Source organism: Pseudomonas sp. JV449, from assembly GCF_032424295.1.
GTDB lineage: Bacteria > Pseudomonadota > Gammaproteobacteria > Pseudomonadales > Pseudomonadaceae > Aquipseudomonas > Aquipseudomonas marginalis.
The window spans coordinates 369,998-395,891 of the sequence record NZ_VYKD01000019.1; the positions used below are offsets into that span (position 1 = coordinate 369,998).

24 protein-coding genes are annotated in these 25,894 nt (G+C 63.5%); 9 read left to right on the forward strand and 15 right to left on the reverse strand.

Features of this window, described 5'->3' with window-relative positions; translation table 11 throughout:
* Positions 1–93: 93 nt before the first annotated feature.
* The 7 genes from pqqA to pedF form a co-directional block, all read right to left on the reverse strand.
* Entirely contained in the window at positions 94–165 is a 72-nt protein-coding gene (pqqA, locus tag F6S08_RS19340) for a pyrroloquinoline quinone precursor peptide PqqA (protein ID WP_010209364.1), read from the reverse strand.
* A gap of 240 nt (positions 166–405) precedes the next feature.
* On the reverse strand, positions 406–1,926 hold the full coding sequence (locus F6S08_RS19345; protein WP_010209363.1) for an aldehyde dehydrogenase family protein: 1,521 nt from the start codon (positions 1,924–1,926) through the stop codon (positions 406–408).
* A gap of 121 nt (positions 1,927–2,047) precedes the next feature.
* Positions 2,048–3,823 carry a PQQ-dependent methanol/ethanol family dehydrogenase gene (locus tag F6S08_RS19350; RefSeq protein WP_315872176.1) on the reverse strand — a complete coding sequence of 592 codons (1,776 nt, stop codon included), beginning with the start codon at positions 3,821–3,823 and terminating at the stop codon, positions 2,048–2,050.
* Positions 3,824–3,949: 126 nt separating this feature from the next.
* Positions 3,950–4,882 (reverse strand): quinoprotein relay system zinc metallohydrolase 1, encoded by a 933-nt coding sequence (locus tag F6S08_RS19355; protein WP_315872177.1) that lies wholly within the window; start codon positions 4,880–4,882, stop codon positions 3,950–3,952.
* A gap of 16 nt (positions 4,883–4,898) precedes the next feature.
* Positions 4,899–5,648 carry a quinoprotein dehydrogenase-associated SoxYZ-like carrier gene (locus tag F6S08_RS19360; RefSeq protein ID WP_065926991.1) on the reverse strand — a complete coding sequence of 250 codons (750 nt, stop codon included), beginning with the start codon at positions 5,646–5,648 and terminating at the stop codon, positions 4,899–4,901.
* Positions 5,649–5,657: 9 nt separating this feature from the next.
* Positions 5,658–6,533, reverse strand: coding sequence for an ABC transporter substrate-binding protein (locus tag F6S08_RS19365; protein WP_315872178.1), 876 nt, complete (start codon positions 6,531–6,533; stop codon positions 5,658–5,660).
* 3 nt (positions 6,534–6,536) lie between these two features.
* Entirely contained in the window at positions 6,537–6,998 is a 462-nt protein-coding gene (gene pedF, locus F6S08_RS19370; protein ID WP_027606205.1) for a cytochrome c-550 PedF, read from the reverse strand.
* A 255-nt stretch (positions 6,999–7,253) separates the two neighbouring features.
* Between pedF and exaA the strand changes: the two genes are divergently transcribed.
* Both exaA and F6S08_RS19380 read left to right on the forward strand, forming a co-directional pair.
* Entirely contained in the window at positions 7,254–9,146 is a 1,893-nt protein-coding gene (gene exaA, locus F6S08_RS19375; protein WP_074847229.1) for a quinoprotein ethanol dehydrogenase, read from the forward strand.
* A 241-nt stretch (positions 9,147–9,387) separates the two neighbouring features.
* Entirely contained in the window at positions 9,388–10,035 is a 648-nt protein-coding gene (locus F6S08_RS19380) for a pentapeptide repeat-containing protein (protein WP_315872179.1), read from the forward strand.
* Between the two features lie 19 nt (positions 10,036–10,054).
* On the opposite strand, the gene F6S08_RS19385 is transcribed toward F6S08_RS19380, so the two are convergent.
* Positions 10,055–10,681 (reverse strand): response regulator transcription factor, encoded by a 627-nt coding sequence (locus tag F6S08_RS19385; RefSeq protein WP_065948415.1) that lies wholly within the window; start codon positions 10,679–10,681, stop codon positions 10,055–10,057.
* The gene (locus F6S08_RS19390; protein WP_315872220.1) at positions 10,678–11,940 is read right to left on the reverse strand and encodes a sensor histidine kinase; all 1,263 of its coding nucleotides are present in this window, start codon (positions 11,938–11,940) and stop codon (positions 10,678–10,680) included. The genes F6S08_RS19385 and F6S08_RS19390 overlap by 4 nt, the downstream gene beginning before the upstream one ends.
* Before the next feature lie 168 nt (positions 11,941–12,108).
* On the opposite strand from F6S08_RS19390, the gene F6S08_RS19395 reads away from it, so the two are divergent.
* The 6 genes from F6S08_RS19395 (at position 12,109) to F6S08_RS19420 (ending at position 17,133) form a co-directional block, all read left to right on the forward strand.
* Entirely contained in the window at positions 12,109–13,281 is a 1,173-nt protein-coding gene (locus F6S08_RS19395; RefSeq protein ID WP_315872180.1) for an ABC transporter substrate-binding protein, read from the forward strand.
* A 30-nt stretch (positions 13,282–13,311) separates the two neighbouring features.
* Positions 13,312–14,271: a YVTN family beta-propeller repeat protein gene (locus F6S08_RS19400; protein ID WP_065926986.1), complete on the forward strand. Its 960-nt coding sequence runs from the start codon at positions 13,312–13,314 to the stop codon at positions 14,269–14,271.
* Entirely contained in the window at positions 14,268–15,008 is a 741-nt protein-coding gene (locus F6S08_RS19405) for an ABC transporter ATP-binding protein (RefSeq protein ID WP_065948417.1), read from the forward strand. The genes F6S08_RS19400 and F6S08_RS19405 overlap by 4 nt, the downstream gene beginning before the upstream one ends.
* Positions 15,005–15,796: an ABC transporter permease gene (locus F6S08_RS19410; protein WP_315872181.1), complete on the forward strand. Its 792-nt coding sequence runs from the start codon at positions 15,005–15,007 to the stop codon at positions 15,794–15,796. Before F6S08_RS19405 ends, F6S08_RS19410 begins: the two co-directional genes overlap by 4 nt.
* A gap of 107 nt (positions 15,797–15,903) precedes the next feature.
* Positions 15,904–16,452, forward strand: coding sequence for a PQQ-dependent catabolism-associated CXXCW motif protein (locus F6S08_RS19415; RefSeq protein ID WP_065948418.1), 549 nt, complete (start codon positions 15,904–15,906; stop codon positions 16,450–16,452).
* Between the two features lie 15 nt (positions 16,453–16,467).
* A complete protein-coding gene (locus tag F6S08_RS19420) occupies positions 16,468–17,133 on the forward strand; it encodes a response regulator transcription factor (protein WP_010209341.1) in 666 nt (221 codons plus the stop codon).
* Positions 17,134–17,474: 341 nt separating this feature from the next.
* Here F6S08_RS19420 and F6S08_RS19425 read toward each other — a convergent pair whose 3' ends face one another.
* From F6S08_RS19425 to F6S08_RS19445, 5 genes are all read right to left on the reverse strand, one after another.
* Positions 17,475–19,415 (reverse strand): NahK/ErcS family hybrid sensor histidine kinase/response regulator, encoded by a 1,941-nt coding sequence (locus tag F6S08_RS19425; RefSeq protein ID WP_315872182.1) that lies wholly within the window; start codon positions 19,413–19,415, stop codon positions 17,475–17,477.
* On the reverse strand, positions 19,357–20,502 hold the full coding sequence (gene nosP / locus F6S08_RS19430) for a nitric oxide-sensing protein NosP (protein ID WP_065948420.1): 1,146 nt from the start codon (positions 20,500–20,502) through the stop codon (positions 19,357–19,359). Before nosP ends, F6S08_RS19425 begins: the two co-directional genes overlap by 59 nt.
* Before the next feature lie 139 nt (positions 20,503–20,641).
* Positions 20,642–21,448: a sulfite exporter TauE/SafE family protein gene (locus F6S08_RS19435; protein ID WP_065948421.1), complete on the reverse strand. Its 807-nt coding sequence runs from the start codon at positions 21,446–21,448 to the stop codon at positions 20,642–20,644.
* A complete protein-coding gene (locus F6S08_RS19440) occupies positions 21,449–22,693 on the reverse strand; it encodes an FAD/NAD(P)-binding oxidoreductase (protein WP_315872183.1) in 1,245 nt (414 codons plus the stop codon).
* Between the two features lie 51 nt (positions 22,694–22,744).
* Positions 22,745–23,080, reverse strand: coding sequence for an ArsR/SmtB family transcription factor (locus F6S08_RS19445; protein WP_017527038.1), 336 nt, complete (start codon positions 23,078–23,080; stop codon positions 22,745–22,747).
* Between the two features lie 94 nt (positions 23,081–23,174).
* Between F6S08_RS19445 and F6S08_RS19450 the strand changes: the two genes are divergently transcribed.
* Positions 23,175–24,038 carry an MBL fold metallo-hydrolase gene (locus F6S08_RS19450; protein ID WP_315872184.1) on the forward strand — a complete coding sequence of 288 codons (864 nt, stop codon included), beginning with the start codon at positions 23,175–23,177 and terminating at the stop codon, positions 24,036–24,038.
* A gap of 58 nt (positions 24,039–24,096) precedes the next feature.
* Here F6S08_RS19450 and F6S08_RS19455 read toward each other — a convergent pair whose 3' ends face one another.
* On the reverse strand, positions 24,097–25,563 hold the full coding sequence (locus tag F6S08_RS19455) for a methyl-accepting chemotaxis protein (RefSeq protein ID WP_409999772.1): 1,467 nt from the start codon (positions 25,561–25,563) through the stop codon (positions 24,097–24,099).
* Positions 25,564–25,894 lie beyond the last annotated feature (331 nt).

Sequence of the window (25,894 nt, forward strand, 5' to 3'; positions counted from 1 at the left end):
GCTCCACACTAACCCATTCGCAGGCGTTTGCAATCAGACCAAAGGGTCATTCCCAATAGGGCACCGGCCAGCGCGAGGCTGGCCGGAGATGGATCAGCGGCTGGCGAAGTACATGGTCACTTCGAAGCCGATACGCAGGTCGGTGAAGGCGGGTTTGGTCCACATGGGGAGAGTCCTCTTGTTGTGCCGGAAGATTCCGGTAAAGGCATTAATGCATGGGGGGATGGGGGTGCGAATGCTACTTTCGAACGAAGCGGCGCCTGCATTGGTAGCGGGTGTACGCCGATCAAAATGTGGGAGGGGGCTTGCTCCCGATGGCGGTGTGTCAGCCAGCATTTATGCCTCTGACCCACCGCCATCGGGAGCAAGCCCCCTCCCACAGGGGACCGCATTGCAATCAGAGGGTTAGAAGAAACCCAATGGATTGATGTCGTAGCTCACCAGCAAATTCTTGGTCTGCTGGTAGTGATCGAGCATCATCTTGTGGTTCTCACGCCCCACGCCCGACTTCTTGTAGCCGCCAAACGCCGCATGCGCCGGGTACAGGTGATAACAGTTGGTCCACACGCGGCCGGCCTTGATCGCCCGGCCCATGCGGTAGGCGCGGTTGATGTCGCGGGTCCACAGCCCGGCGCCGAGGCCGAATTCGCTGTCGTTGGCAATCGCCAGGGCTTCGGCTTCGTCCTTGAAGGTGGTGATACCCACCACCGGGCCGAAGATTTCTTCCTGGAACACACGCATCTTGTTGTGGCCCTTGAGCAGGGTCGGCTGGATGTAGTAACCGCTGGACAGGTCGCCCTCCAGGCGCTCGGCCGCGCCGCCGGTGAGCAGCTCGGCGCCCTCTTCCTGGGCGATCTTGAGGTAGGAGAGGATCTTGTCGTATTGCTGTTCGGACGCCTGGGCGCCGACCATGGTCTCGGTGTCCAGCGGGTTGCCGCGCTTGATCTTGACGATCTTCTTCATCACCACTTTCATGAAGTCGTCGTAGATCGACTCCTGCACCAGCGCCCGCGACGGGCAGGTGCACACTTCGCCCTGGTTGAAGAACGCCAGCACCAGGCCTTCGGCGGCTTTTTCGATGAACTGCGGCTCAGCCTGCATGATGTCTTCGAAGAAGATGTTCGGCGACTTGCCGCCTAGTTCCACGGTGGAGGGAATGAGGTTCTCGGCGGCCGCATGCATGATGTGCGCACCGATGGGGGTCGAGCCGGTGAACGCGATCTTGGCAATGCGCTTGCTGGTGGCCAGCGCCTCCCCGGCTTCGCGGCCAAAGCCCTGGACGATATTCAGCACGCCCGGTGGCAGCAGGTCATTGATCAACTCGGCAAACACCATGATCGACAGCGGCGTCTGCTCGGCCGGCTTGAGCACGATGCAGTTACCGGCGGCCAGGGCCGGGGCGAGTTTCCAGGCGGCCATCAGCAGCGGGAAGTTCCACGGAATGATCTGCCCGACCACGCCCAATGGCTCATGGAAGTGATAGGCCGCGGTGTGTTCGTTGATCTCGGCGGCGCCGCCTTCCTGGGCGCGGATGCAGCCGGCGAAGTAGCGGAAGTGGTCGGCGGCCAGGGGCACGTCGGCGTTGAGGGTTTCACGCACGGCCTTGCCGTTGTCCCAGCTTTCGGTCACGGCCAGCACTTCGAGGTGCTGCTCGATACGGTCGGCGATTTTCAGCAGCACCAGGGAGCGATCCTGGGGCGAAGTCTTGCCCCAGGCGTCGGCGGCGGCATGGGCAGCGTCAAGGGCCTTGTCGATATCGGCGGCGTTGGAGCGCGGGAATTCGGCGATCACTTCACCGGTCACCGGCGAGGTGTTGGTGAAGTACTCACCACTGAGCGGGGCGACGAACTCGCCGCCGATGTAATTGCCGTAGCGCTGCTTGAAGCTGACGATGGCGCCAGGGGTGCCAGGTTGTGCGTAGATCATGTTAAAGCCTCTGTCTGGGTCCGGGCCTGTCGGTCAACAGGCGATGACCCGATAGTAAAGAGCCCCCGCTGGCGGGCGAATGCGCCGTTGGCAGGGGGGCACTTGTCATTTGGTCGTAGATTCAGTGCTTGGCGACCAGGTCTTTGGGCAGCTTGAAGGTCCAGAGCATGCCGCCCTGGTTGAAGTCCTTGATGCGCTTGGCCACTTCACCGCCCCACAACGGCACGGCGCCGCCCCAGCCGGAGAGCACCGAGACGTACTGTTCGCCGTCCATTTCCCAGGTCACAGGCGAGCCGAGCACGCCGGAGCCGGTCTGGAATTCCCAGACCTTCTCGCCGGTCTTGGCGTTGAACGCCTGCAGGAAGCCTTCCGGCGTGCCGGTGAACACCAGGTTGCCCTTGGTGGTCAGCACCCCGCCCCACAGCGGCGCGAAGTTCTTGTGGCGCCAGACTTCCTTGCCGGTCTTCGGGTCGATGGCGCGCAGTACGCCGATGTAGTCTTCGTTCAGCGGCTTGATGGTGAAGCCGGCGCCAAGAAACGCCGCGCCCTTCTTGTAGGCGATGCCTTCGTTCCAGATGTCCATGCCCCACTCGTTGGACGGCACATAGAACAGCCCGGTGTCGCGGTTATAGGCCATCGGCATCCAGTTCTTCGCACCGAGGAACGCCGGCGCGACAAACACCGAGGTGCCCTTGGTTTCGCTGCCCGGCGCGCCTGGGCGGCTGGCTTCGTTGTAGATCGGTCGACCGTCCTTATCCAGGCCGCTGGCCCAGGTGATCTTGTCGACAAACGGGAAGCCACGGATGAACTTGCCGTTGGTGCGGTCGAGTACATAGAAAAAGCCGTTGCGGTCAGCGGTGGCTGCCGCTTTGATTTCCTTGCCGCCTTCGGTGTAGTTGAAGGAGATCAGCTCGTTGACGCCGTCATAGTCCCAGCCGTCGTGGGGCGTGCTCTGGAAGTGCCACTTGATGGTGCCGTCGTCCGGGTTCAGCGCCAGGCGCGAGGACGAGTAGAGGTTGTCGCCGGGGCGCAGGTGCGAGTTCCACGGCGCCGGGTTGCCGGTGCCGAACAGCAGCAGGTTGGTTTCCGGGTCGTAGTAGCCGCCCAGCCACGGTGCGGCGCCGCCGGTTTTCCACAGATCGCCCGGCCAGGTCTTGCCCGCCTCGCCACCGGAGATGCCGTTTTCCACGGCTTTGCCGTCCTTGTAGACATAACCCATATGACCTTCGACCGTCGGGCGGCTCCACAGCAGCTCGCCGTTTTTCGGGTCATAGGCCTGGATCTTGCCGACCACGCCGAATTCGCCACCGGCCACGCCGGTGATCAGCTTGCCGTTGACCACCAGGGGCGCGGCGCTGATCGAGTAGCCTTCCTTGTGGTCGGCGACCTGCTTGCTCCACACCACTTTGCCGGTGTCTTTGTTCAGCGCCACCAGCTTGGCGTCGAGGGTGCCGAAGAACACCAGGTCGCCGTACAACGCCACGCCACGGTTGATCACATCACAGCACGGGCGGATGTCATCGGGCAGACGCGCATCATACTGCCAGAGCTTCTTGCCGGTACGCGCATCCACCGCGAACACCCGCGAGTAGGAACCGGTGAGGTACATCACCCCATCCTTGATCATCGGCTGCGCCTGTTGCCCACGCTGCTTCTCGCCGCCAAAGGAAAACGCCCAGACCGGGCGCAGTTCCTTGACGTTGTCGACGTTCAGGGTATCGAGGGGGCTGTAGCGCTGGCCCTGCACGCCGAGGCCGTTGGTGACGATCTGCCCGGGGTTTTTAGGGTCCTGGAGGATGTCCTCATCGGTGACCGAGGCCATGGCCTGGCCAGACAACAGGATGGCACCGAGCAACACACTCAAGGCGAAGGGTTGGCGACGTGCGGGTTGGGTCATGACGGCTACCTCTGCGGTTTTTTGTTATACCCGGGAAATTTTCCCGGTCTGGTGCAGATTCTTGGGCGCAGGGGCCGTTGTCACAATTGACCGCAGTATCGAGTTTGCTAGTTCCTTAGTAGCGGGTCAGCGCGGCGAATCCACGCGTTGCATCTGTTCGCGCTCGTAACGCGGGTACAGGTGACTGACGCTGCGGATCAGTTCATAGCGGCTCAGGCTGATCGCCGCGAAGCGTGCGGGGATGGGGCTGCGGATCATCTCGGCCATGTCGCTGCCCTGGGCCGCGCCGTCACGCAGCAGTTGGTCAAGCCAGGTCAGGTAGTCGCGCATCTGTGTGAAAGGCTGGGCATCGCTGGCCACCGGGCCATGGCCGGGCACGATCAGGGTCCAGGGCAAGGCTTGCAGGGTGCCGAGGTCAGCCAGCCACACCGCCAGCCCCGGGCTGTTGGGGGTGGTGAGGGCGCGCTGGTAAAACACCAGGTCGCCGGCAAACAGCACGCCGGTGCTCTGGTCGAAGATCGCCAGGTCGGCGCCGGTGTGACCGCTGAGCGCAAGCAGGCGCAAGTCGTGGCGGCCGACGCTCAGCACACCGGGTTCCAGCACCTGGGTGGGCAACACCACCTCGGTGCCGCGCATCCAGTCGCCAACCATGCGATAGAGGTTTTCCGCCATGCCGTCGCCCTGCTCGTGCAGCAGCCGCGTGGTCTCGGCCAGGGCGCCGATGGGCATGTCCTTGAAGGCCTGGTTGCCGAGCGCATGGTCGGGGTGATGATGGGTAATCAGCACCTGGATCACCGGTTTGGGGGTGACACGGGCGATGGCCTCGCGCATGGCTTCGCCGTAGCGCCGCGACGGTCCGGTGTCGATCACCACCACACCGGCCTCGGTGACGATGAAGGCGGTGTTGACGATATTGCCGCCATTGGCCTTGGCAAAATTGTCGGTGCTGCCTTCGAGCAGCCAGGTGTCGTCGGCGATCAGCCGGGGCTTGAGGGCGTAGTCGAGGTCCGCCAGGGCGGGCAGGCTCAGGCCCAGGCATAACAATAGAATCCAGCGCATGCCGCGCTCCTTCTGGTCAGGGGATGGCCGCGTCGAACTCATTGCCGCTGTTGTCGCGCAACACCAGGCGGGTGGGCCCCGGCGCGTCGATGTCGAAGGCCAGGTTGGGGTTTTCGCTGACCGCCGGGAACAACTCAAGGTCAGCCAGCACCTGGCCGTCCTGGCCGCGCAGTTGTGCATGGTTGATAAAAAACTCGGGGATGCCGCTGACCATGCCGTTGTCCATCGGGTGCGCCACCTGCACACGCACCCGGCTGAACTCGCCACGCGGGTAACGGCCGCCGAGCACTTCGCCGATGTGCTCTTCCCAGCCCGGCTGGGTGCGTACCACGCTGGGCGCAGTGCAGCCGCCACCGGCCGCGTCGATCAAGGTCGAGCCCACGTGCCACAGGCCGTCATCGGTGAGCACCGCCGCCCGCAACGGCGTGGCCTGCTCGATACGAATCCGCAGCGACAGCCACGGCAGCACCCCGGCCTTGGGCTGGAAGTCGACGATTTTCGGCAACGGGTTGAGCTCAGCCCAGGCGAGGATCTTTACCACATGGCCGCTGAAGGCCCGTGCATCGATTTCCAGGGGCACCTGGCGCGCATCTTCGGCAAACGGCGGCGCAAGCAGCTTGACTCGGTCGTCGAACACGAACGGCGCCAGCGCCAGGAACTGCTTGTGATAGAAGTCCCACATCACCGACGGCACCGGATCGACCTCCACGGCGTGCGCCGCCAGCGGCAGCCAGCAGGCCAGGATGCAGCTCAATCGCCAGTTCATCGCCTGCTCCTATTGATACATCTCGGGCACTTCGTACTGCAGGCCGTAACGGGCATAGATGGCTTGCACCGCGCCGTCGCGGATCAGGCCTTCCAGCGCCTCTTCCACCGCGTAGGCCAACTGGCGATTGCTCTCGTGCACCGCCATGCCGATCTCCCAGCGTTGCTTGCCCATGTTCGGGTAGGCGTTTTCGGCCAGGGCCAGTTGCGGGTCATGGGCCTCGTGCACCTGCCAATCGACTTCGCCGCGCATCGCCATCACCGAATCGACCTCACCGGCTTTCATCGCCGCAAAGGCCTGGGGTACGTCGGGGTAGTGATGGGTCTTGGCGGCGAGCATGCCGTTGAACACCGAGGTGAGGTAGAACGACGGTACGCTGTCGACTTCGACGCCAATCGGGTGCTGCTCGAACACCGCCACACTGGCAACCGTGTCCAGGCGCCGACGGTCATAAGCTACCTGCCATTGTTCGTTCTGGTACGGCCCGAACATCACCACATGGCCGTTTTCCAGTTCGCCCTGGTCGTTGCGCTTTTGTGCGTAATCGCGGTCGTAGGGCGCGCGCATCATCAGGTCGGCCAGTTGCTGGTTGTGCAACGGGCTGCCGCGCCAGATGTAGTCGCGCAGGTCGTCGTCGAGCTTCTCGCCGGCCGGCGCCCAGATCAACGTGAGCCGTACCCCCAGCGCCGTGGCCAGGGCCTGGGCCAGTTCCACGTCGACCCCGCGCGCGGTGGTGCCGTCTTCGAAACTGTAGGGGGCAAAGTCCTTGTACACCGCCACGTTGATTTCGCCGGCGGCGATCATCTGGTCATAGCTGCGCACCTGCGCCTGTGCCGGCTGGCAACACAGCAGGGCCAGGCCAAGCACATAAGCGAACAGGCGCATGGCTTACTCCTCGACGTGCACGCTGTCCAGGTAAGTGCGCACGGCCCACAAGGCTTCCTGGCTCAGGTAGTCGGCCATTTTCGGCATGTACACGCGACCGTCACGCACCGCGCCATGGCGCACGCGCTCGACGAACCACTCATCACCGGCTTCGCCCACATCGAGCATGCGCAGGTCGGGGGCGATGCCGCCGGACTTGGCTTCCAGGCCGTGGCAGGCGGCGCAGTTCTGGTTGTAGGCGGACGAGCCGATTTCCACGGCGCGGTCGTGTTCAGGCGAGGTGCGGTACGGGTTGACCGCCGCCCAGCCGTCTTCGTTGACCGGTACGCCGGCGTCCTTGATCGAGGTCAGGCCCTTGGTTTCCACCGCTTGCGGGACCACGTTGCCATGGGCCCAGGCGGAGCCCCCGGCGATCACACCGACCAACAGCCCGGCGACGAGCAAGGCATTGTGTTTTGTTGTCATTATTTTTGCCCTCAGGATTGCACGCAAAACCTCATTGCAGAGGCTATGGCAACCATCTTAGAAACCCCGGGGCATAGGCCGTATGCTGCTTTGGTGGCCGCCCTCTCCTCCCTTGGTAGTAGGGCTTGTGGGGCACGCCTAAAACAGCGGCGCCTCGGGAAGTCTTCCCGGCCACGGCGGGAGTTTTTCCGTATCCGCCCGGCGCCCCGGCGTTCCACCCTGTGCAGGCCAAAACCTCCACTGGGAACTGCAACCATGACAATAAGATCGCTACCCGCCCGCTCACCTTTAAGCCTTGCCGTGCAAGCCTTCGTGCTGGTGGGCAGCCTGTCCCTCAGTGCGGCAACGTTTGCCGCCGCCGAACCCGCCAAGCCGACGCACAATGTCACCTGGGAAGACATCGCCAACGACCACCTGACCACCCAGGACGTGCTGCAATACGGCATGGGCACCAACGCCCAGCGCTGGAGCCCGCTGGCCCAGGTCAACGACAAGAACGTGTTCAAGCTCACCCCGGCCTGGTCCTACTCGTTCGGCGATGAGAAGCAACGCGGCCAGGAATCCCAGGCCATCGTCAGCGACGGCGTGGTCTACGTCACCGGCTCCTATTCCCGCGTGTTCGCCCTCGACGCCAAGACCGGCAAGCGCCTGTGGACCTACAACCACCGCCTGCCCGACAACATTCGCCCATGCTGCGATGTGGTCAACCGCGGTGCGGCGATCTTCGGCGACAAGATCTACTTCGGCACCCTCGACGCACGCCTGATCGCCCTCGACAAGCACACCGGCAAAGTGGTGTGGAACAAGAAGTTCGGCGACCACGCCGCCGGCTACACCATGACCGGCGCCCCGGTGCTGATCAAAGACAAGGTCAGCGGCAAGGTGCTGTTGATTCACGGCAGCTCCGGCGATGAGTTCGGCGTGGTCGGCCAGCTGTTTGCCCGCGACCCGGACACCGGGGAAGAAGTGTGGATGCGCCCGTTCGTGGAAGGCCATATGGGCCGCCTCAACGGCAAGGACAGCACCACCACCGGCGACGTCAAGGCGCCTTCGTGGCCGGATGACCCGACCACCGCAACCGGCAAGGTCGAGGCCTGGAGCCACGGCGGCGGCGCCCCTTGGCAGAGCGCAAGCTTCGATGCCGAGACCAACACGATCATCGTCGGCGCCGGCAACCCTGGCCCGTGGAACACCTGGGCGCGCACCGCCAAGGACGGCAACCCCCACGACTTCGACAGCCTCTACACCTCGGGTCAGGTCGGCGTCGACCCGAGCACCGGCGAAGTGAAGTGGTTCTACCAGCACACCCCGAACGACGCCTGGGACTTCTCCGGCAACAACGAGCTGGTGCTGTTCGACTACAAGGACAAGGACGGCAAAGTGGTCAAGGCCACCGGCCACGCCGACCGCAACGGCTTTTTCTATGTGGTGGACCGCAACAACGGCAAGCTGCAGAACGCCTTCCCGTTTGTCGACAACATCACCTGGGCCAGCCATATCGACCTGAAGACCGGACGTCCGGTGGAGAACGAAGGCCAGCGCCCGGCCAAGCCATTGCCGGGTGAAACCAAAGGCAAACCGGTGGAAGTCTCGCCGCCGTTCCTGGGGGGCAAGAACTGGAACCCCATGGCCTACAGCCAGGACACCGGCCTGTTCTACATCCCCGGCAACCAGTGGAAAGAGGAGTACTGGACCGAAGAGGTCAACTACAAGAAGGGCTCGGCGTACCTGGGCATGGGCTTTCGCATCAAGCGCATGTATGACGACCACGTCGGCACCCTGCGCGCGATGAACCCGACCACCGGCAAGGTGGTGTGGGAGCACAAGGAAGCCTTGCCGCTGTGGGCCGGCGTGTTGGCGACCAAGGGCAACCTGGTGTTTACCGGTACAGGCGACGGCTTCTTCAAGGCCTTCGACGCGAAAACCGGCAAGGAGCTGTGGAAGTTCCAGACCGGCAGCGGCATCGTTTCGCCGCCGATCACCTGGGAGCAGGATGGCGAGCAGTATGTCGGCGTCACCGTCGGCTACGGCGGCGCGGTGCCATTGTGGGGCGGCGACATGGCGGAGCTGACCAAGCCAGTGGCACAAGGCGGGTCGTTCTGGGTGTTCAAGATCCCGAGCTGGGATCAAAAGACCGCGCAAAAATAACCCCCGCGAGAATGCCGGGCCGCCTTTTGTAGTGAGCGGGCTTGCCCCGCGCTGGGCTGCGCAGCGGCCCCGGCATTCCTCCAGCACCACCGTGCGTTCAGGTCCTACGACTGCTGCGCAGCCGAGCGCGGGGCAAGCCCGCTCACCACAACAAGCCCACTCACCACAGCAAGCCCGCTCACCACAGCAAGCCCCTCACCACAGCAAGCCCGCTTACCACAGGATCCCCAGAGGTCGCACGATGAACTACCTGCCCTTGTTACTCCTGCTCTGCTTGCCCGTGGCCCACGCCGAGGATGGCGACGATGCGCCGCTGATCATCAACGGCTGCACCATCGCCGAACACAGCCAATGCCCTGGCGCCAACCTCAAGGGCGCCAACTTGCGCAACCAGGACTTGAGCAAGATGAACCTGGCCGGCGCCGACCTGCGCGAGGCGGATCTGCGCCATGCCAACCTCGACCTGGCCAACCTGGAAAAGGCCCAGCTGCAAGGTGCCAACCTGACCCGCGCCAGCCTGCAACAGGCCAACCTGCGCCTGGCCAACTTCAGCGGCGCCACGCTGATGGCGATCCAGGGTTGGGGCCTGTTCGCCCAAGGCGCGCAGTTCGAAAACGCCAACCTCAGCGCGGCCTACCTGCAATTTGCGCGGCTGTCGGGGGCGAAAATGCACAAGGCCAACCTGCGTGCGGCCGACCTGGAAATGACCTGGCTGAGCAAGGCCGACCTGCAAGGTGCCGACCTCAGCGATGCCAACCTGCAGGAAGCCAAGTTCGGCGAGAGCAACCTGGAACAGGCCACCCTCACCGGCAGCCGCCAGCACTACGCGAACTTCCAGGATGCCAATATGGAAGGCTGCATCGACTGCCCCACCACCTGGGATCGCTAGAACCCCCGCGCACACCCGCTTATCCAACCACCCGCACCACCCCCATGTCGATCCCCAGGTGCACCAGCTCGGCATGGGAACTCACCTGCAATTTGCTCTTGAGCAAGGTCAGGTGATTGGACACGGTCTTGCTGCTGATATTCAACTGGTCGGCAATCGCTCGGGTCGGCGTGCCCCTGGCCAGCATCAGGAAGATTTCCAGCTCGCGCGGGGTCATGCCCTGCAAACGTTGATCACCGGGCGTATAGGCCAGTTCAGTGGCCAGGGCCTGTTCGATATAGGCGTGGCCGTCGAGGATGCGCCGCACCGCTTCGATCAACACCTCGGGTGCCGAGGTTTTGGTCAGGTAGCCCGAGGCGCCCGCCTCCAGGGCCTGGCGCACCAGGGGCAACTCGTCGTGCATGCTGAAAAACAGCACGCGCAGGTGCGGCAGGCGCTGGCGCAGGCGCCGGGTGGTTTCCAGGCCGCTGATGCCCGGCAGGCCGAAGTCCATGATCACCAGGTGCGGCAGCGCTTCCTGGACCCGGCTCAACGCCTCTTCGCCACTGGCCGCCTCGCGCACTTCAACAGCCGGCAGCAGCGCACGCAACAGGCTGGCATAGCCCTGGCGTACCACCGCGTGGTCATCCACCAACAGAATATTCATGAGGCCTCCAACGGCATGTTCAACGCCAATGCCCAGCCGGCGCCGGGGTGGCTGATGATCTTCAATTCGCCGCCCAGGCAGCGGGCGCGTTCGGCCATCGAATACAGGCCCACGCCGGGCCGCTGGGGCGTGTCTGCACCGCGACCGTTATCGCGCACCCACAGGCACAGGCGCGAACCGCGATGTTGCAGGCGCACGTGCACCTGGCTGGCGTCGGCATGCCGCAGGATGTTGGTCAGGGCTTCCTGGAGCAGGCGGTACAGATGGGTCTTGCTGGCGCCGGGCAACAGCGGCAGGTCGGTGCTGACCTGCAGGTGGCAGGGAATGCCGTGGCTGGCCTGCCACTGGGTGACCAGCAGCGCAAACGCCTCGGCCATCGGCAGGTGTTGCAGGGCCACCGGATAAAGGTCGTGGACCAGTGCCCGGAAGCCTCGCTGCAAGTGCTCGCAGTGATCCTCAAGTTGCGTCACCGTGGGCGCCAGCAGGTGCGGCTGGTCGGTGGCCAGGCGCAACAGGCAGGCCTGGGCGCGAATGCCGGCCAGGTATTGGCCGAGGTCATCGTGCAGGGTCTGGGCCAGGTGGGTGCGTTCCCGCTCCTGCACCGCCAGCAGGGTTTGGGTAAGCCGGGTGTTATCGGTGCGCGCCTGCTCCAGGGCGTCGGTCATGCGGTTGAAGTGCAGCGCCAGTTGGCGTGCTTCCGGCGCGCCTTGGCTGCGCAGGCGCACATTGAGCTGGCCGGCGCACACCTGTTGCAGCGCACGCAGCAATTCATCCAGCACGCCCATGCCCCGGCGCACCGCCCAGCGGATGGTCAACAGGCTCAGGGCCAGGGCCAGGGCGCACAGGCCCAGCAGTTGTTGCAGGGAGTCCCAGACCTCGTCGATTTCATCCCGCGGGTCGACAGCGATGGACACGCGCCGGCCGTCCGGCAAGTCCAACACCTGGGCACTGCGCCGCGCCTCGGCAAACAATAGCTGCCCGAGCCAGGCGTCCAGCCCGTCCGCGTCCGGCGCTTGCACGGTGTCGCCGCTCGCCAGCCAGTGCACACGTACATGGCGCAAACTCGCGGTGAGGTGGGGTTGCAGGCTGGCCGGGTCGCGCGCGGCGGTTTCGCTCAGGTAGTGCACCACCGCTTCGGCCGATTGCAGCTCGCGCTCCACATCGGCCAGGGCCTGGTGCAGCAACAGCGCGGTGCAGGCGCAGGTCACCAGGATGAAGAAGCCGCACACCCATAGGTTGATGCGCCACAAGGCCGACAAGACGCGCATGCTGGTGTCACTCCTGTGGATAGAGCCCGTGGTGCTCCATGCTAAAACCCCACGGCGCGCCCGGGGCTACTACCTTGGTACTGCCCCAGCGCTACTTTCTGCATATTTGCAGCGACGTTCAGGGTTCCTATGCTGGCGCTACCTGTCATGGAGTGCCCTATGCGCCAGCTCGCCCCCTACGCCGTGATCTGCCTGCTGGCGATCGCCTGGACCGCCACCGGCCAGGCCGCCGAAGCGCCCTTGCAGGTGCAGATCGGCTACCTGGGCTATCGGCCCGATCCAGGCCCGCTGCTGTCGAATGTGATTCCCGAGCCCGCCGATGCCGGGCAGCGTGGCGCTGAACTGGCGATCATCGACAGCAACAGCACGGGCGCCTTTCTCAACCAGCGCTACAGCCTGACGACCGCCACGGTGGACACCCCGGACGCCCTGCTCGCCGCCGCCCAGGCCCAGCATGCCCAGGGCCTGCGCCTGTTCGTGATCAACGCACCCGCCGCCAGCCTGCGCCAACTCAGCGCAGCCCTGCCCGACAGCCTGCTGTTCAATGCCGGCAGCCCGGATGACCGACTGCGCAGCAGCGACTGCCTGGGCAACGTGCTGCATACCCTGCCCAGCCGCGCGATGCTCGCCGATGCCCTGGCGCAGTTCCTGGTAGTGCGCAAATGGCAGAAAGCGCTGTTGATCGTCGGCCCCACCGAGGATGACCAGGCCTACGCCGCCGCCCTGCGGCGCGCCGCCAAACGCTTCGGCGTGCAGCTGGTGGCGGAAAAGGCCTGGCGCTTCGATAACGACCAACGCCGCAGCGCCCAGGCGGATATGCCGCTGTTCACCCAGACCGCCGAATACGACGTGGTGCTGGTGGCCGACGAGCGCGGCGACTTCGGCGAGTACGTGCCCTACCAGACCTGGTACCCGCGCCCCGTCGCCGGCACCCAGGGCCTGACGCCCACCGGCTGGCACAAAACCGTCGAGACCTACGGCGCCGCCCAATTGCAGAAACGCTTCGAGGCCCTGGCCGGGCGCTGGATGAACGACCGCGACTTCGCCGCCTGGATGGCCGTGCGCAGCGTCGCCAGTGCAGTGAGCAAGTTGCGCCAGGTCGAGCCCATGGCGATCCGCCAAGTGGAAATCAGCGAGCAACTGCCCCTGGACGGGTTCAAGGGCCGCAAGCTCAGTTACCGCCCCTGGAACGGCCAACTGCGCCAGCCGATTCCCATCGTGCAGCCCCGCGCGCTGGTCAGCACCTCGCCCCAGGACGGCTTCCTGCACCCCACCAACGAAATGGACAGCCTGGGCTATGACAAACCCGAGGTGACCTGCCGCTTCCCTTGATCGCCTACCCACAATAATAAGGAATCCGCCATGCGCCGCACCCTGCTCCCATGCGCCCTGCTGCTTGCCGCCGGGCACGCCGTGGCCAGTACCGCCTGGGTCTCCAACGAGAAAGACAACAGCCTGAGCCTGATCGACATGCAGACCCTGCAAGTCACCGACACCCTCAAGGTCGGCCAGCGCCCACGGGGCCTGCTGCTGTCCCATGACAACAAGCTGCTGTACATCTGCGCCAGCGACTCGGACCGCGTGCAGGTGATGGACGTGGCCACGCGCAGGATCATCAAGGAACTGCCCTCCGGCAAAGACCCCGAGCAGTTCGCCCTGCACCCCAATAACCGCTGGCTGTACGTGTCCAACGAAGACGATGCGCTGGTCACCGTGATCGACACCGAGACCTCCAAGGTGCTCGGCCAGATCAACGTCGGCGTCGAACCCGAAGGCATGGCCGTGAGCCCGGATGGCAAGTGGGCGGTGAACACCAGCGAAACCACCAACATGCTGCACTGGATCGACACCAGCACCCAGACCCTGGCCGACAGCACCCTGGTGGACCAGCGCCCGCGCTTCGTCGAGTTCAACCACGATGGCTCGCAACTGTGGGCCTCGGCGGAAATCGGCGGCACCGTGACCATCCTCGACGTGGCCAGCCGCGCGATCCTCAAGACCTTGACCTTCAAGATCAAGGGCGTGCACCCGGACAAAGTCCAGCCGGTCGGCATCAAGCTCAGCGCCGACGGCAAGTACGGCTTTGTCGCCCTCGGCCCGGCCAACCATGTGGCCGTGATCGACGCCAAGACCTTCGAGGTCATCGACTACCTGTTGGTGGGCCGCCGCGTGTGGCAGATGGCATTTACCCCGGACGAGAAACAGTTGCTGGCCACCAACGGCGTAAGCGGTGATGTGTCGGTGATCGATGTGGACAGTCTCAAGGTGATCAAGTCGGTGAAGGTCGGGCGTTATCCGTGGGGCGTGGTGGTCACGCCATGAACGCCCTGGAGGTGCGCGACCTGAGCTTCGCCTACGGCGCACGGCAGGCCTTGTGCGAGATGAGTTTCAGCCTGGCGCCAGGGCGTTTTGCGGCGCTGCTGGGGCCCAATGGCGCCGGAAAATCCACCTTGATCGCCCTGCTCACGCGGCTGTATGACCTGCAAAGCGGCGACATTCGCGTGGGCGGTCATTCCCTGCGTGAGGCGCCGCGTGCAGCCCTCACCCAGCTGGGTGTGGTGTTCCAGCAAAGCACCCTGGACCTGGATTTAAGCGTGGAACAGAACCTGCGCTACCACGCCGCGCTGCATGGTTTATCGCGGCGCCAGACCGACCTGCGCGTCGCCGCCGAACTGGCCCGCCAGGCCCTCACCGAACGGCGCCGGGAAAAAGTTCGCGAACTGAACGGCGGGCATCGGCGCCGGGTGGAAATCGCCCGGGCGTTGCTGCATGAGCCGCGCCTGCTGCTGTTGGATGAGGCCAGCGTCGGCCTCGACCCGGCCAGCCGCCTGGCGCTGAACCAGCACGTGCGCAGCCTGTGCATCGAACAGGGCATCAGCGTGTTGTGGACCACCCACCTGCTCGACGAAGTACAGGCCGACGATGGGTTGATGATCCTGCATCAGGGCCGCCTGGTGGCCAGTGGGCAAGTCGCTGCCTTGATCGCGCAGCAAGGCGGCGATCTGGGCAGCGTGTTCGCGCACTTGACTCGCCCCACCACGACGGGAGCGGCGGCATGAACGCTTACTGGCAATGCCTGCGCGGCATCGTGCTGCGCGAGTGGCTGCGCTTTGTGTTGCAGCGCACGCGGTTTCTCAGTGCGCTGGTGCGCCCATTGCTGTGGCTGCTGGTGTTCGCCGCCGGGTTCCGCGCCGCGCTGGGCATCTCGGTAATCGAACCCTACGACACCTACATCCCCTACGAGGTGTACATCGTCCCGGGGCTGGCCTGCATGATCCTGCTGTTCAACGGCATGCAAGGCTCGCTGTCGATGGTCTACGACCGCGAGATGGGCAGCATGCGCGTGCTGCTGACCAGCCCGCTGCCGCGCACATTCTTGCTGTGCAGCAAGTTGTTGGCCACCGCGCTGATTTCGCTGTTGCAGGTGTATGGGTTCCTGGCGATCGCCTGGGTGTACGGCGTGCAACCGCCGGCCATGGGGCTGGTCGTCGCCCTGCCGGCGTTGCTGCTGGTGGCCTTGATGTTGAGTGCCCTGGGCCTGCTGCTGTCGAATGCGATTCGCCAGCTGGAGAACTTTGCCGGGGTGATGAACTTCGTGATCTTCCCGCTGTTTTTCCTGTCATCGGCGCTGTACCCGCTGTGGAAGATGCGCGACTCCAGTGAATGGCTGTACTGGCTGTGCGCGATCAACCCGTTTACCTACGCCGTGGAGCTGGTGCGCTTTGCCCTGTACGAACGCTTCGCCGGCCTGGCCCTGGCGGTGTGCCTGGGCTTGACCGTGCTGTTCGCGGTGTTGGCGGTGCTGACCTTCAATCCCCAGCATGCGACGTTGCGCAAAAAGGGCTGAAGGCGGCAAAACTACTACTTTGGTACTGGTTTTCCTGTCTATCGTCGCATTCCCAAGGGCTCGGGACTCACGTGTAATGCGCGCATAACGATAAGGATTGCCCTGCCATGCTGTACGCTCGACTGCCTCTATTGGCGCTGCTGTGCCTGTTCGTCGCCCACGTCCAGGCCGACACCCCGCTGTTTTCCGCCGACGGCTACCGCATCAGCCTGTACCGCAGCCCTACGCCCGACCACCTGCCAGGCGCCACGATTGTCGATACCGCGGCCCTGCAAACCCTGCTCAATCAAAGCCCGGCGCCAGTGCTGATCGATGTGTACCGCCGCCAGTGGCTGCAAGGCCGCTTCATCGAAGACCAGCCCCACGCCAACCTGCCCGGCAGCCACTGGCTGGCCAATACCGGCGACGGCGACCTGACGCCGGAGTGGCAAAGCTATTTCGTGCGCCACTTGTATGCCTACAGCGGCGGCGACCTCAAGCGACCGTTGGTCTTCTATTGCCGCTCCGATTGCTGGCTGAGTTGGAACGCGGTAAAACGTGCCGCCAACCTCGGCTATACCTCTGTGTACTGGTATCGCGACGGCCTGGATGCCTGGGAAGCGGCGAAGCTGCCGGTGACGGTCGCCCAACCCGAGCCATTTCAAACCTCACAATAAGAAAGGTGAACGGCCATGTACAAAATCCTGATTGCCGACGATCACCCACTGTTTCGCGAAGCGATCCATAACGTCATCAGCGACGGCTTCCCCGGCAGCGAAGTGATGGAAACCGCCGACCTCGACAGCGCCCTGGCATTGACCCAGGAACACGACGACCTCGACCTGATCCTGCTCGACCTGAACATGCCCGGCATGCATGGCCTCAATGGCCTGATCAACCTGCGCAACGAGGCGCCGACCATTCCGGTGGTGATCGTCTCGGCCGAGCAGGACAAGCAGGTCGTGCTGCAAGCCATCACTTACGGCGCCGTGGGCTTTATCACCAAGTCCTCGCCCCGCCTGCAAATGACCGAGGCGATCCAGCAGATTCTCAACGGCAACGTGTACCTGCCGCCGGACATCATCCGCACCCAGAAGCCCGGCACCCACCGGCGCCTCAACGAAAACCCCGGCTTCGCCCCCGAGCTGCTGCAAGCCCTGACGCGCAAGCAGTTGCTGGTACTGGAGCGCATGACCAAGGGCGAGTCGAACAAGCAGATCGCCTACACCCTGGAGATTGCCGAGACCACGGTGAAGGCCCATGTGTCCGCGATCCTGCGCAAATTGAATGTGCATAACCGGGTGCAGGCGATCCTCAGTGCCGGGGATATCGATTTCGGCTCGTACCTGCGCCGCTGACCCGTCTGACACAACACAAATCAAAGGTGGGAGGGGGCTTGCTCCCGATGGCGGTGCATCAGTCAGTCATGATGTCGACTGACCCACCGCTATCGGGGCAAGCCCCCTCCCACATTGGTTCTCCGTTTGTCAGGGCCGGCCGAGCAGGTGGCTCATGGCAGTCTTGAGCTTCATCGGACGTACCTGCGCCGCCAATCTTCCAGGCACAACACTGCTCAAAGGTGGGAGGGGGCTTGCTCCCGATGGCGGTGCATCAGTCAGTCATGATGTCGACTGACCCACCGCTATCGGGAGCAAGCCCCCTCCCACATTTTGATCTCCACTTGTGGGTATTTCGCCGTTCATTTGCCGAGCAGGTGGCTCATGGCGGTCTTGAGTTTCATCGGGCGTACCGGCTTGTGCATCAGCGTGTGCCCCAACTCGCGAATTTGCAGCTTGAGTTCATTGCTGTAGTTGGCGGTGATCATCAGCGCCGGTATCGCGCGGCCGCGGCGCCCATTGATGCGGGCGACGGCGTCGACGCCGTTCTGGTCGTCGTCGAGGTGGTAGTCGGCGATCAACAAATCGGCTTCGGCATGGTAGTTGTCCACCTGCCGCGCCAGGTCCTGCTCCGACAACGCGGTGATCACCTGGCAGCCCCAGCCTTCCAGTAAGGTGCGCATGCCCGCGCAGATCGCCGCGTCGTTATCCAGCACCCACACCCGCGCGCCTTGCAGGCGTTCGAGCATCGGCTCGCTCATGGCCAGCATTGGCAGCGACTTGGGCGCGGTGGCGCTCAACGGCACCTCCACCGAGAACATCGAGCCCTTGCCCGGCCAGGATTTGACGCTGACGCGATGCCCCAGGATCCCGGCGATCTTTTCCACGATCGCCAGCCCCAGGCCCAACCCCCGGTCCTGGTCGGGCCGCTGCACATCGCCGCGCTTGAATTCCTGGAAAATTTCCTCCAACCGCTCCTCGGCGATGCCCATGCCGCTGTCCCACACCTGGATCGACAAACGCTGATGCTGGCGGCGACAGCCCAGCACCACACGCCCCTTGTAGGTGTAGCGAAGCGCATTGCTCAGCAGGTTGCGCAGAATCCGCGCCAGCAACTGGATATCGCTGCGCACCAGTGCCGAACAGCCGACAAAATGCAATTCCAGGCCCTCGCTGCGGGCCAATTCGGTGTACTCGACGGCCAGGTTGTCGAGCAATTCACTCAGGGCAAACGGCGCGATGTCGGCCTTGATCACCCCGGCATCCAGCTTGGAAATATCCACCAGGGTGCCCAGCAGGTTTTCCACGTCTTCCAGGGAATTGCTCACGTTGCGCACCAGGGTTTCGCTGGGCCGCTCCAGCAATGCGCTGGTAAACAGGCGCGCCGCGTTCAAAGGTTGCAGCAGGTCATGGCTGACGGCGGCGAGGAATTTGGTTTTCGACAGGTTGGCCTGTTCGGCCTCGAGCTTGGCTTCACGCAGGCGCGCCTCCATGCGCCGGCGCTCGTCGATCTCCTGCAATAACTGATCGTTGAGCGCGGTGAGTTCCGAGGTGCGCTGGGCGACGCGTTGTTCCAGGTGCTGATAGGCCTGGTGCAGGGCTTCGGCGGTACGGCGGCGTTCGGTGATGTCGCGGATCAGCACAAAGATCCCCACCACCTCGCCGCTGGCCAGCATATTCGGCACATAGGAGCGCAGCATGTAGCGCTCCTGGTTATTGATGTTGGTCTCGGCGAATTCAAAGGTCACGCTCTCCCCCGCCAGGGCGCGGGCGACGTAGGCATCCAGGCGCTGGCAGTGCTGCTCGCTGTGGACTTCGCGCAGGCTCTGGCCGAGCATCATGCCGCGCGGCCAGCAATACCATTCTTCATAGACTTTATTGGTGAACTCGTAGACCAGGTCGGCATTCAGGTAGCCGATCAGGGCAGGGACGTTATCGGTGATCAGGCGAATCCAGCGTTCGCTTTCCTGGGCCTTTTGCGCCGCCGCCTGTTCGCCGCGCAGGGTTTCGGCGCGCAGCCGGGCGTTGATCAGCAAGTGGTTGCTGGCCTTGAGTTCGGCCATCGCCTGGTTCAGCGCGTCGGTGCGTTCGCGGACTTGCTCGGCCAGCACCACCGAATGCTGGAAGGTGGTGTAAGGGTTATTGCCCTGGGCCATGCCGGACTCGATGCGCTCGATCAGCGCCGCGTTGATCCGTGCCAGCTTGTGGTTGTCCTGTTGCAGCTGGGCAACCTGGGCGAGCAGTTCAGCGCCGGCCTCGGGCAATGGCGACCCCGGTGAAGGTCTGGTTGATATGCATGCCATTGAACTGTTCTCCGTAGGTGTTGAAACCCATCACCCGTTGGTCGCGCAGGAAACCGCCGATCTGTTCCAGATTGCCTGAGTCTTCCAACTCCAGGCGGCGCAGGAAGCAGTCGCAGCCGATGGTCAACAGCAGGTCGCCAAGGCGCGCTTGCAGGCCGTCGAACAGGGTTTGCAGGTTGGGCAGGATCGGTCCGGGCTTCATCACGGTAAGGACGATGCCGTTTTCCACCGCGCAGTAGAAACTCAGGCTGAGGTCGTCGTGCACTTGCTGGATCGCGCGCACGTAGTACTGGTCGTGGATGCGCACCGCCAACGGGTGCGCCGCGAAGACGCGGTGGTCGAGGTCGGCCACGGCCACGCCGATATGCCGCGCGTACTCTTCGGCGGCGGGTTCGGCGTTAAGCTCGAAGACCCGGCGTGACGGACTGTCGGCGCCGGTCACCACCAGCTTTTCACTGCGCGGCAGGATGTGGTGGGTGGTGAACACCTCGAAATCCAGCCAGGTATTGACCAGCACCACCACCGCCGCGCCGCTGTGGAAGGCGCCGTTGAAGTACACGTGGGTGTGGGTGAGGAAGTTGTCGTCGCCGGCCGAACCGCCGAAATGCGGAATGTCGCCGAGCGCCGCGCTGAGGGCGGCGAGCACTACCTCTTCACGGCTGGACAAGCCATCGAGCAGGGTCAGGGCGAAGGTGTTGCCCTTGATCGGCGCCAGGGTATTGCTGCGGCAACCGCCGACCAGACGTTCGACCATCTGCTGGGCGTCGATCAGGCTGAAGTGTTCCACCTGGTCGATCAGCTCCGTGGCGATGGAAAAGTGCGCGTGGTTAAAGCCCATCGCCGTAATGCAATTGCGGCCATAGCCTTGGGGCGTGATCTCGCCGGCGCTGGTGCAGCCCACCACGCGCACATTGCCCAGGCACTCTTGCAACGCTTGGCCCAGGGCCTGCAAATCGTAGGACGCCGAGCAGAAAAACAGCACGAAGCCCAGGTATGGATGCAACAGTTGCTGCGCCAACTCCTCGGCGGCCTGCCCGGCATCGCTCGCCTGGGACATCGCGCTGACTACGCCTTCGCTGTTATGCATCGTTGCCTCCCCCTCTGAGGCATGAGTGTACGAAGGGCGGAGGGTGGGACCTATGCTACTTGGGTACTGGGTGGGGGGATGCGATGGGATGAATCGCTCAAAAACAAGGGAGATTCAAATGTTGGACTGCATTTCAAATTCACAGCAAAGCGTTCACAAGCATTCCAGCTGCAACCACTACACACAGGCTGGCAAACCCCACCTGCAAGGTGCGTGCGGCAATCACCGAGCACAGGCGCCGGCCGATCAGCATGCCGACGATGCTCGCCACGATAAACACCCAGCCCACGGGTTCGATGCGCACACCGGCATGGAACGCGCCGGCCACGCCGATCAGCGAAATCAGGCTGATCACCATCAGCGACGTGGCGACGATGCCGCGCATCTGCACGTCGGTGAGTTGCTTGAACGCCGGTACGATCAGAAAGCCGCCGCCCACCCCGAGCAACCCCGAGACGGCCCCCGTCACGGCGCCCAGCGCGGCCAGGGTGGCACTGCATTTGGCGGTCCAGGCCAGGCGCCCGGTCTGCTGGTTGAGCATGCAGTTCTTCTGGCCCCAGGACGCCGCGCCATGGTCACTCGGCCCGGCCTCGAGCTTTTCGCGCTGCAACATGCGCCAGGCCACCAGCACCATCAGCGCACTGAACAGGCCCATCAGCACCGGCTCCGGCAACTGGTGGGCGAGAAACACCCCCAGCGGCGAAAACAGCGCGCCGAGCAACGCGATCAACAGCGCGGCGCGGTAACGCACCAGGCCGTGACGTAACCCGTCAATCGCCCCGACGGCCGCTGCCGCCCCCACCGCCAGCAACGACACCGGCGCGGCCTGGGTCATCGTCAAGCCCAGCCCCAGCACCAGCGCCGGCACCCCGAGGATGCCGCCGCCCGCGCCGGTCAGGCCCATGACCAGGCCCATCAACACGCCTAAAACGCTCGCCAGCAGCATTTAATCCACCTTGCTCAGACGGGTCAGCCACTCGCGGCCCTTGAGCATGCCGTTCCAGTAGAACCACGGCAGCCAGGTGGCCTTGAGAAACCACATCGAACGGCGTGCCCGGGTCGGGTCGAGGGGAAAGGTCGGCAGCAGCTTGCCGCCGTAGCCGAACTCGGCCAGCACCACCTTGCCCTTCTCCACCGTCAGCGGGCACGAGCCATAGCCGTCGTACTTGAGCGGCAGCGGCGCCTGTTTGCGCAGGGCGAGCAGGTTTTCGGCGACCACCACGATTTGCTTGCGCACGGCGGCGGCGGTCTTGGCGTTGGGGGTGCCGCACACATCGCCCAGGCCGAAGATGTGCGGGTAGCGCAGGTGTTGCAGGCTGTGGGGGTTTACCTCGCACCAGCCGGCAGCGTCGGCCAACGGGCTGTGGCGGATGAAATCCGGCGCGACTTGCGGCGGCACCACGTGCAGCAGGTCAAAGGTTTTTTCCTCCAGCGTGACGTTGCCCTCGGCGTCCTTCACCTCGAACCAGGCCTTGCGCGCCGGGCCATCGACCTTGACCAGATTGGCGTTGAACGCCAGGCGCGCATGGTATTTCTCCACGTACTTCATCAACGGCGGCACAAAGGTCGCCACGCCGAACAGCGCCGCGCCGGCCAGGTTGAATTCGACGTCGATGTGCTTGAGGTCGCCCTGCCTGAGCCAGTGATCGCAGGACAGGTACATGGCCTTTTGCGGTGCACCCGCACATCTGATCGGCATGGCCGGCTGGGTAAAGATCGCCTTGCCGCCCTTGAGTTGCTGCACCCGTTGCCAGGTGTAGGCGGCACTTTCGTAACTGTAATTGGAGGTGACGCCGTGCTGGCCCAGGGTCTCTTCCAGGCCTTCGACCTTCTCCCAGGCCAGGCGCAGGCCGGGGCAGACGATCAGGTGGTTCCAGGTCACCCGCTGGCCGCTGTCGAGCACCAGGGTGTGCTCATCCGGCAGCAACTCGGTAACGGCAGCCTGCACCCAGGTGACGCCATTGGGCAGCACGTCGGCCAGGGGACGCCGGGTCTTTTCCAGGTCGTAGGCGCCGCCGCCGACCAGGGTCCAGGCCGGCTGGTAGCAGTGATGATCGCTGGGTTCGATAAGGGTGATGTTGAGGTCGGGGTCGCGCTTGAGCAGGCTGGCCAGCAGGCCGATGCCTGCCGAACCGCCGCCGATGACGACGATATCGCCACTGATGGTTGGCCCCCAGTGTTGGTCGGTCATGGTCTATTGCCTTTTATCGTCAATGCACACAAGGGTCGCTGCCGTATGGCGTCACGCCCAGCTTTTTATCACCGCGCCGCAGTAAAGACCGGACAGTGTCTTCATCACTTGGATCACTTCATGGCTGGCCAGCCCGTAGAAGATGTACTTGCCTTCGCGACGGGTGGCGACCAGCCCTTCGTCACGCAGGATGCCCAACTGCTGTGACAGCGTTGGCTGGCGTACGCCGGTCATGGTTTCCAGCTCGCCGACGTTGCGCTCGCCCTGGGTCAACTGGCACAGGATCAACAAACGATCCTCATTGGCCAGGGCCTTCAGCAAGGCACAGGCCTTGGACGCCGACGCGCGCAATTGGGCGACTTCGCCTTCACTCAGAGTAGATTCCATTTGCCTCGGGTCCTTTGCGTCACTTAAGCTCAAAACATTATGTGTAAATGTAAAGTGATTGTAATCACTTTTTTCAACATCAGGGGCAGCCGTCATGTCAGCGTTGATTCATTCCTTTCTGGACGAGGCGTCGTCGACCTACACCTACGTCGTCTATGAAACGGACGGCGGCCCGTGTGCCATCGTCGATTCGGTGCTCAACTACGACCCGGCCTCCGGGCGCACCGACACCGTTCAGGCCGACAAGGTCATTGCCTTTGTGCGTGAGCACGGCTTGCAGGTGCAATGGCTGCTGGAAACCCACGCCCATGCCGACCACCTGTCGGCCGCGCCGTACCTGCGCCGCACCCTGGGCGGCAAGATCGCCATCGGCCAAAGCATCAGCAAGGTGCAGGACGTGTTCAAGCATCTTTTCAACCTGGAGCCGGAGTTTCGCGTCGATGGCTCGCAGTTCGACCACCTGTTCGCGCCGGATGAAATCTTCCACATCGGCACCATCAAGGCCCAGGCCCTGCACGTGCCCGGGCATACCCCGGCGGACATGGCCTACCTGATCGACGACCGCTTGATCCTGGTGGGCGACACCCTGTTCATGCCCGATGTCGGCACCGCCCGCTGCGACTTCCCCGGCGGCGATGCGCGCCAGCTGTATGCGTCGATGCGCAAGCTCTTGGCCTTTGCCCCCGATACCCAACTGTACGTGTGCCACGACTACCCGCCCGAAGGCCGCGAGGCCAAATGCCTGACCACTGTGGCGGAGCAGCGCGCGGGCAATATCCATGTGCATGACGGAGTGGATGAAGCGGCGTTCGTGGCGATGCGCACCCAGCGCGATGCCGGGCTGGGGATGCCCACGCTGTTGTTGCCGGCGATCCAGGTGAATGTGCGGGCCGGTCATATGCCGCCAGCGGAGGAGAACGGGGTGGTGTACTTGAAGATTCCGTTGAACCAGCTCTAAAGCCGTCCTGCCTGGCGTCCATGCCATTCCATGCTCCGGGGGTGCTGCGCAGGTGTGATCAGGCTACGGCAAATTTCGACACGATCTGCTTGAGGTCCACCGCCAGCCTCGACAGTTCCTGGCTGGCGATCGAGGTCTGGCCGGCCGCCGAAGAACTCTGGATGGAAAGATCACGGATGCTGATCAGGTTCTGGTCCACCGAACGGGCCACGTGGGCCTGTTCCTCGGAGGCCGTGGCGATCAACAGGTTGCGGTCATTGATATCGGTAATGGCTTCGGTGATCTGAGTAATCGCCAGGCCCGCTTCATGGGCAATCTTCAAGGAGTCCACCGCTTCGTTGCGGTTGAGGGCCATGGAAGACACCGCTTCGCTGGAGCACGTCTGGATTTTCGCGATCATCTGCTCGATTTCCTGGGTCGAGGTCTGCGTTCTGTGGGCCAGGGCCCGCACCTCGTCGGCCACCACCGCAAAGCCCCGGCCCTGCTCCCCTGCCCTGGCGGCTTCAATGGCGGCGTTCAAGGCCAGCAGGTTGGTTTGCTCGGCAATCGAGCGGATCACTTCAACCACCCGGGCAATATCCTGGGCCTGCCTGGCCAGCCCTTCGACTTCGACGCCGGTCTGCTGCACCGTGGCGCTGAGTTTCTTGATGGAGGCGATGGTTTGCGTCACACGCTCCTGGCCCACTTTGGCCGAGCGTTGGGAGTCCTGGGTGGACTGGGACGCTGACACCGCATTGCGCGCCACTTCTTCAACTGCTGCCGTCATTTGGTTAACCGCCGTGGCGGCCTGATCGGTTTCCATGCTTTGGCGTTCAATACCGGCACTGGACTCGCGGGTGATGGCGCTCATCTCCTCCGCCGCCGCCGCCAATTGCCCGGACGCCTCGGAGATGTGCTGCAAGGTACTTTTCAGGTTCATTTGCATGGACGCCGTGGACCGTTGCAACGCGGTCAACTCGTCATTGCCATTGATGGCAATCGCCACGCGCAGATCGCCGTCGGCGATCTTGCCGGTCGATACCAGCAATTCACGCACCGGAGTAATGATGCTGCGAGTAAACAGGCTTGCTACCACGACGGTGATCAGCAAGGAGGCGGCCATCAATATCCAGGTGAACAGACGCGCCGCGTCATATTCGCTGGAAGCCACCTGCACCGCCGCCTTGGAGCCCCGTTCATTCAACGCGATCAACTCGCTGATGGAACGCTGCACATCCAGGGCAATCGGCCCGTTGACTTCGCGCAGGTAGGTCGACATCTGTTCAGCGGACAGGGTGGAGGCTTGCGCAAGAAATTCGTCCATCTTCTGGCTGTAGTTCTTTATGCCGGTTAAGGCGTCGTTGTACTTGGCCTGTTCTTCGGGGCTCGAGACTAAAGGCCCATAACGCTCGGCAACATCGAGGGCTTCCGTACGGGTCGCCTTGAGTTTTTCCAGGGAGGCCGGATCCTGGCGGCTGATATCCATGGCATAACGACGTAGATCGAGACGAAGTTTATAAAAGGCCGAATCTATTTCACCCGCCAAACGAATACTGGGGAGCCAGTTAGTTTCGATTCAACCGTCGACGAATAGACCTTATCGACTTTTACCACGGTCATTGCGCCTTGTATCAGCAGCAAAAGGCACACCAGGCCAAAACACAGTGTGGTACGGAAGTTCAACTTCAAGGCTCTCATGGACATCGCGGCTTACCCCTTTCCTGGGCCGCGAACTTCACGGCCTGATGGAGGCCAATGTGTTGAAATACGTGTGAAAAATACGTGACCGCTGATGCAATTTTTCATTAACCAAAAATAAAAAGCCCGCCCTGATTATTACTTGGCTAACTATCAGGATCAGCGGTGCAGCCCCCTAT

What these genes read in the sequence shown, in the direction of transcription:
- F6S08_RS19435 (WP_065948421.1), bottom strand. Translation starts at nt 21,448, where the DNA reads ATGCTGCTGGCGAGCGTTTTAGGCGTGTTGATGGGCCTGGTCATGGGC.
- F6S08_RS19360 (WP_065926991.1), bottom strand. Translation starts at nt 5,648, where the DNA reads ATGAACTGGCGATTGAGCTGCATCCTGGCCTGCTGGCTGCCGCTGGCG.
- F6S08_RS19440 (WP_315872183.1), bottom strand. Translation starts at nt 22,693, where the DNA reads ATGACCGACCAACACTGGGGGCCAACCATCAGTGGCGATATCGTCGTC.
- F6S08_RS19350 (WP_315872176.1), bottom strand. Translation starts at nt 3,823, where the DNA reads ATGACCCAACCCGCACGTCGCCAACCCTTCGCCTTGAGTGTGTTGCTC.
- pedF (WP_027606205.1), bottom strand. Translation starts at nt 6,998, where the DNA reads ATGACAACAAAACACAATGCCTTGCTCGTCGCCGGGCTGTTGGTCGGT.
- F6S08_RS19345 (WP_010209363.1), bottom strand. Translation starts at nt 1,926, where the DNA reads ATGATCTACGCACAACCTGGCACCCCTGGCGCCATCGTCAGCTTCAAG.
- F6S08_RS19400 (WP_065926986.1), top strand. Translation starts at nt 13,312, where the DNA reads ATGCGCCGCACCCTGCTCCCATGCGCCCTGCTGCTTGCCGCCGGGCAC.
- F6S08_RS19395 (WP_315872180.1), top strand. Translation starts at nt 12,109, where the DNA reads ATGCGCCAGCTCGCCCCCTACGCCGTGATCTGCCTGCTGGCGATCGCC.
- exaA (WP_074847229.1), top strand. Translation starts at nt 7,254, where the DNA reads ATGACAATAAGATCGCTACCCGCCCGCTCACCTTTAAGCCTTGCCGTG.
- F6S08_RS19380 (WP_315872179.1), top strand. Translation starts at nt 9,388, where the DNA reads ATGAACTACCTGCCCTTGTTACTCCTGCTCTGCTTGCCCGTGGCCCAC.
- F6S08_RS19415 (WP_065948418.1), top strand. Translation starts at nt 15,904, where the DNA reads ATGCTGTACGCTCGACTGCCTCTATTGGCGCTGCTGTGCCTGTTCGTC.
- F6S08_RS19410 (WP_315872181.1), top strand. Translation starts at nt 15,005, where the DNA reads ATGAACGCTTACTGGCAATGCCTGCGCGGCATCGTGCTGCGCGAGTGG.
- F6S08_RS19365 (WP_315872178.1), bottom strand. Translation starts at nt 6,533, where the DNA reads ATGCGCCTGTTCGCTTATGTGCTTGGCCTGGCCCTGCTGTGTTGCCAG.
- F6S08_RS19385 (WP_065948415.1), bottom strand. Translation starts at nt 10,681, where the DNA reads ATGAATATTCTGTTGGTGGATGACCACGCGGTGGTACGCCAGGGCTAT.
- F6S08_RS19450 (WP_315872184.1), top strand. Translation starts at nt 23,175, where the DNA reads ATGTCAGCGTTGATTCATTCCTTTCTGGACGAGGCGTCGTCGACCTAC.
- F6S08_RS19420 (WP_010209341.1), top strand. Translation starts at nt 16,468, where the DNA reads ATGTACAAAATCCTGATTGCCGACGATCACCCACTGTTTCGCGAAGCG.
- F6S08_RS19445 (WP_017527038.1), bottom strand. Translation starts at nt 23,080, where the DNA reads ATGGAATCTACTCTGAGTGAAGGCGAAGTCGCCCAATTGCGCGCGTCG.
- nosP (WP_065948420.1), bottom strand. Translation starts at nt 20,502, where the DNA reads ATGCATAACAGCGAAGGCGTAGTCAGCGCGATGTCCCAGGCGAGCGAT.
- F6S08_RS19405 (WP_065948417.1), top strand. Translation starts at nt 14,268, where the DNA reads ATGAACGCCCTGGAGGTGCGCGACCTGAGCTTCGCCTACGGCGCACGG.
- F6S08_RS19355 (WP_315872177.1), bottom strand. Translation starts at nt 4,882, where the DNA reads ATGCGCTGGATTCTATTGTTATGCCTGGGCCTGAGCCTGCCCGCCCTG.
- F6S08_RS19425 (WP_315872182.1), bottom strand. Translation starts at nt 19,415, where the DNA reads ATGGCATGCATATCAACCAGACCTTCACCGGGGTCGCCATTGCCCGAG.